We start from the raw sequence: 4919 nt of genomic DNA, 5'->3' as shown, positions 1-4919 counted from the left end.
TCCTTTGGCAGGTCGGCGGGGGCGAGGTTGAGGGTGATGCGTCGAGCGGGAAAATCGAAGCCGGAGGTGAGAATGGCGCTGCGCACGCGATCCTTGCTTTCCTTGACCGCGGTTTCCGGCAGGCCGACCAGGGTCAGTGCCGGCAGGCCGTTGGCCAGATGAGCTTCGACGGTCACCGACGGCGCTTCGACGCCAATCTGCGCGCGGCTATGAACTATGGCCAGGGACATCCGATCACTCCTTTGATCGTGTCGCGGCCCGGTCTGTCAGGACGCGGGCGGCGTGAGCTTTTCTTCCAGTTCGGCAACCTTGGCTTCGAGCGCCTCCAGGCGCGCGCGGGTGCGGGCGAGCACCACCATCTGGCTGTCGAATTCGTCGCGGCTGACCACGTCGAGCTTGTTCAGTGCGCCCTGGACCACACCCTTGAGCTGGGCTTCGAACTCGCCACGCGGCAGCGGCGTCTCGCCGTTGAACAGGCGCGAGGCCTGGGAGCCGATGGCATCTAGGAAAGCTTTTGGCGGCAACATTGAAAACACCTGTGGTTGAACCGGGCGCAGTGTAGCACGGGCTTTTTCCGGTCTTTCTCAGGTGGTGTGCACAAAAAATGAGCAGCTGTTGGTGCATGCGCGCACCAATATTGTGCGTGTTCTGGCCGCTACCGTCCGTCGGGCATCCATTCCATCCGTGCGCACCCCGTAAAAACGGGCATTGCGTAAAGCTGGCACTGATTCTGCTTTGTCCCCAGCGACGCATGCACCAACGGGTTGCGGTGCATCGGTGATTCGCGACGCTTTGTCGGAGAGGTTGGTGGTGTCGGACTGCGGACCGGCTACAGCCGGAGCGTTACAAGAGCCAGACACTGAGCTTAGACTTGAGCCGGGTTCGTACTTCTGGGGCAAGTCCACCTAAAACGGGAGAAGTTTTCATGAAACTAGTCACTGCCATCATCAAGCCGTTCAAGCTGGACGACGTGCGCGAGTCGCTGTCGGAAATTGGCGTACAGGGCATCACCGTAACCGAAGTCAAAGGCTTCGGTCGTCAGAAGGGCCACACCGAGCTGTATCGCGGTGCCGAATACGTCGTCGATTTCCTGCCGAAGGTAAAGATCGACGTGGCCATCGCCGACGATCAGCTCGATCGCGTCATCGAGGCCATCACCAAGGCGGCCAACACCGGCAAGATCGGCGACGGCAAGATCTTCGTGGTCAACCTGGAACAGGCCATCCGCATCCGTACCGGCGAAACCGATACCGACGCGATTTAAGCAGCACCTCCGAACCCCCACGCCCCAGGAGTAAAACCATGACTCTGCGAAAATTCGCAGGGCTAGGAGCCCTTTTGTCTCTGATAAGTCCAGGCCTGGCCCTGGCGCAGGAGGCAACGCTGGATTCAGGCGACACGGCATGGATGCTGACGGCCACTGCGCTGGTGCTGTTCATGACCATCCCTGGGCTGGCGCTGTTCTACGGCGGCATGGTCCGCTCGAAGAACATTCTCTCGGTGATGATGCAGTGCTTTGCGGTCACCGGCCTGATGAGCATCCTCTGGATGGTCTACGGCTACAGCCTCGCGTTCGACACCACCGGTATGGAAGCTGGGGTCACCAACTTCAATTCCTTCGTCGGCGGCCTGGACCGCGCCTTTCTCAGCGGTCTGACGCCCGACAGCCTGGTCGGCGCCTTCCCTGAAAGCGTCTTCATCACCTTCCAGATGACCTTCGCCATCATCACCCCGGCGCTCATCGTCGGCGCCTTCGCCGAACGCATGAAGTTCTCCGCGATGCTGGTGTTCATGGGCGTCTGGTTCACCCTGGTCTACGCGCCGATCGCGCACATGGTCTGGGGCGGCGACGGCGGCCTGATGTGGGATTGGGGCGTGCTCGATTTCGCTGGCGGCACCGTGGTGCACATCAACGCCGGTATCGCCGGCCTGGTGGCCTGCCTGGTGCTGGGCAAGCGCAAGGGCTATCCGACCACGCCGATGGCGCCGCACAACCTGGGCCTGACCCTGGTCGGTGCCGCAATGCTCTGGGTCGGCTGGTTCGGCTTCAATGCGGGCTCGGCCATCGCCGCCAACGGTACGGCCGGCATGGCCATGCTGGTCACGCAGATCGCAACTGCCGCTGCGGCGCTGAGCTGGATGTTCGCCGAGTGGATCGGCCACGGCAAACCCAGCGCGCTGGGCATCGCCTCCGGCGTGGTTGCCGGTCTGGTCGCCATCACACCGGCTGCCGGTACCGTCGGCCCGATGGGCGCTCTGGTCATCGGCCTGGTATCCGGGGTGGTGTGCTTCTTCTGCGCCACCAGCCTGAAACGCAAGCTCGGCTACGACGATTCGCTGGACGCCTTCGGTGTGCACGGCATCGGCGGCATCGTCGGTGCGCTGCTCACCGGCATCTTCGCGGCACCCATGCTGGGTGGCTTCGGCGAAGTGGAGAACATCGGCCTGCAGCTGTGGATTCAGTTCAAGGGCGTGCTCTTCACCGTGGTGTACACCGGCATCGTCACCTACCTGATCCTCAAGGCGATCGATCTGGTGATGGGCCTGCGGGTGAACGAGGAGCAGGAGACCATCGGCCTCGACCTCAGCCTGCATAACGAGCGTGGCTACAACCTGTAATCCATTCAGGGCACCCCGGAGCCAACCCCGGGGCCAATCCGAAAAGCGGCACAGGCCATCGACGCGGCATGCGATGGCCTGTGGACCGAACAGCGCACAAAGCGCGACAGCAAGAGGTGAAACATGGATAGCACTGCATTGATACCCGTCCAGTACGGACTCGATACCTTCTACTTCGTGATCTGCGGAGCGCTGGTGATGTGGATGGCGGCAGGTTTCGCCATGCTCGAAGCCGGTCTGGTCCGGGCGAAGAACACCGCCGAGATCCTCACCAAGAACATCGTGCTCTACGCGCTGGCGTCGATCATGTATCTGCTGGTCGGCTACTACATCATGTACTCCAGCCCGGACGGCGGCATCCTGCCGAGCCTGGGCTTCCTGATCGGCGACGAGAACGCCGTCGACGTGGTCGCCGCCGGTGGTGAGGACGCGCCTTACTACTCCGCGCGTGCCGACTTCTTCTTCCAGATCGTGTTCGCCGCGACCTGCATGTCGGTGGTTTCCGGTGCGGTGGCCGAACGCATGAAGCTGTGGGCGTTCATCGCCTTCGCCGTGGTGATGACCGGCTTCATCTACCCGGTTCAGGGCTTCTGGAAGTGGGGCGGTGGTTTCCTCGACGCGGCGGGTTTCCTCGACTTCGCCGGCTCGGGCATCGTACACATGGCCGGTGCGGCGGCTGCTCTGGCGGGTGTGCTGCTGCTCGGTCCGCGTAAGGGCAAGTACGGTGCGAACGGTCAGATCAACGCCATCCCCGGTGCCAACATGCCGCTGGCGACCCTCGGTGCCTTCATCCTGTGGATGGGCTGGTTCGGCTTCAACGGTGGCTCGCAGCTGAAGATGAGCACCATCGAAGACGCCAATGCCGTCGCTCAGGTCTTCGTCAACACCAACATGGGCGCTGCAGGCGGCCTGATCGCCGCGCTGATCACCGCGCGTCTGCTGTTCGGCAAGTCCGACCTGACCATGGTGCTCAACGGCGCGCTGGCCGGTCTGGTGGCGATCACTGCCGAACCGCTGACCCCGAGCGCTCTGCAGGCGACCCTGATCGGCGGCGTGGGTGGTGTGCTGGTGGTGTTCAGCATCCTTGGCCTGGACAAGCTCAAGCTCGATGACCCGGTCGGTGCCATCTCCGTGCACGGTGTTGCCGGCATGTGGGGCCTGCTGGCCGTGCCTCTGACCAACGCCGATGCCACCTTCGGTGCCCAGCTGCTGGGTCTGGTGTCGATCTTCCTCTGGGTGTTCATCGCCAGCCTGATCGTCTGGGGCATCATCAAGGCGGTGATGGGCCTGCGTGTCAGCGAGGAAGAGGAATACGAGGGCGTGGACGTCGTCGAGTGCGGTCTGGAAGCCTATCCGGAGTTCACTCGCCAGTAACGATTCGCTGGTTCATGACAAGGGCGCCTTTTGGCGCCCTTTGTTTTTTTTGGCGCCACGCTAGAATGCGCGCGACCAGCCGTTGAACATGAGTCTTCGAACATGTGGCAACAGACCCTGATCACCTTGCGCGCGCGGCCACGCGGCTTTCATCTCGTCACCGATGAGCTGCTCGACGCACTGCTGGAACTGCGGCAATGCCGGGTCGGTCTGTTACACCTGTGGCTGCGGCATACCTCGGCCTCGCTGACAATCAACGAGAATGCCGATGCAGCGGTTCGGCGAGATTTCGAGCGCTTCTTCAATCGCCTGGTGCCGCAGGGTGAGGGAGGCTACGAGCACGACTACGAAGGGCCGGACGATTTGCCGGCGCACTTCAAGGCCAGCCTGCTCGGCTGCCAGTTGAGCCTGCCGGTCAGCGATGGGGGGCTGGTACTCGGTACCTGGCAGGGCATCTATCTCGGAGAGCACCGCGACCAGGGTGGCGCGCGGCAGATTGTGGCAACGCTGCACGGGACGGCAAGTTGAATTTTTTTTGGCGGTGTCGGTCTTTCCGCATCGCTGGGCTATAACTTACTCCGCTTTGGCAAGGCCATGAGGTTGAACATGAGCGACGAAGAACTAGAACAAGACGATCTGGACGTTAGCGACGAGGAGGAAGGGGAAGAGCTGAACGCTGCCGATGATGGCGACGACAGTCTCGACGACGAAGGGACCGACAGCGAGCGCGCTACGCCGGCCAAGAAGGCCAAGGCGAAGGCCGTGGAACCGGACGAACTGCCGAGCCTGGAAGCCAAGCAGAAAGAGCGCGATGCACTGGCGCGGGCCATGGAAGAATTTCTCGCGCGTGGCGGCCAAGTGCAGGAAGTCGAGCCCAATGTGGTCGCCGACCCGCCGAAGAAGCCGGATAGCAAGTACGGCAGTCG

Annotated in this window: 7 protein-coding genes; 5 read left to right on the top strand and 2 right to left on the bottom strand. The window is 62.5% G+C overall.

What is annotated here, in order from left to right:
- Both LO50_RS19365 and LO50_RS19360 read right to left on the bottom strand, forming a co-directional pair.
- On the bottom strand, positions 1-230 hold a 230-nt coding region (locus LO50_RS19365), incomplete at its 3' end, for a magnesium chelatase domain-containing protein (protein ID WP_044316048.1).
- A gap of 36 nt (positions 231-266) precedes the next feature.
- Positions 267-527 (bottom strand): accessory factor UbiK family protein, encoded by a 261-nt coding sequence (locus LO50_RS19360; protein WP_013981620.1) that lies wholly within the window; start codon positions 525-527, stop codon positions 267-269.
- A 398-nt stretch (positions 528-925) separates the two neighbouring features.
- Between LO50_RS19360 and glnK the strand changes: the two genes are divergently transcribed.
- From glnK to sutA, 5 genes are all read left to right on the top strand, one after another.
- The gene (glnK, locus tag LO50_RS19355; RefSeq protein ID WP_003096476.1) at positions 926-1264 is read left to right on the top strand and encodes a P-II family nitrogen regulator; all 339 of its coding nucleotides are present in this window, start codon (positions 926-928) and stop codon (positions 1262-1264) included.
- A gap of 38 nt (positions 1265-1302) precedes the next feature.
- Complete coding sequence (locus LO50_RS19350; protein WP_044316047.1) at positions 1303-2619, top strand: ammonium transporter; 1317 nt, start codon at positions 1303-1305, stop codon at positions 2617-2619.
- A gap of 123 nt (positions 2620-2742) precedes the next feature.
- Positions 2743-3993: an ammonium transporter gene (locus LO50_RS19345; protein WP_014821768.1), complete on the top strand. Its 1251-nt coding sequence runs from the start codon at positions 2743-2745 to the stop codon at positions 3991-3993.
- A 102-nt stretch (positions 3994-4095) separates the two neighbouring features.
- On the top strand, positions 4096-4521 hold the full coding sequence (locus LO50_RS19340; RefSeq protein ID WP_044316046.1) for a secondary thiamine-phosphate synthase enzyme YjbQ: 426 nt from the start codon (positions 4096-4098) through the stop codon (positions 4519-4521).
- A 78-nt stretch (positions 4522-4599) separates the two neighbouring features.
- Positions 4600-4919, top strand: a 320-nt coding sequence (sutA, locus tag LO50_RS19335) for a transcriptional regulator SutA (protein ID WP_044316049.1), incomplete at its 3' end; no start/stop codon positions are given.

Source organism: Stutzerimonas stutzeri (assembly GCF_000935215.1).
In the GTDB taxonomy this organism is placed as follows: Bacteria; Pseudomonadota; Gammaproteobacteria; order Pseudomonadales; family Pseudomonadaceae; genus Stutzerimonas.
Note: the sequence above shows the minus strand (reverse complement) of the source record. Positions and strands in the feature narration are given on the sequence as shown.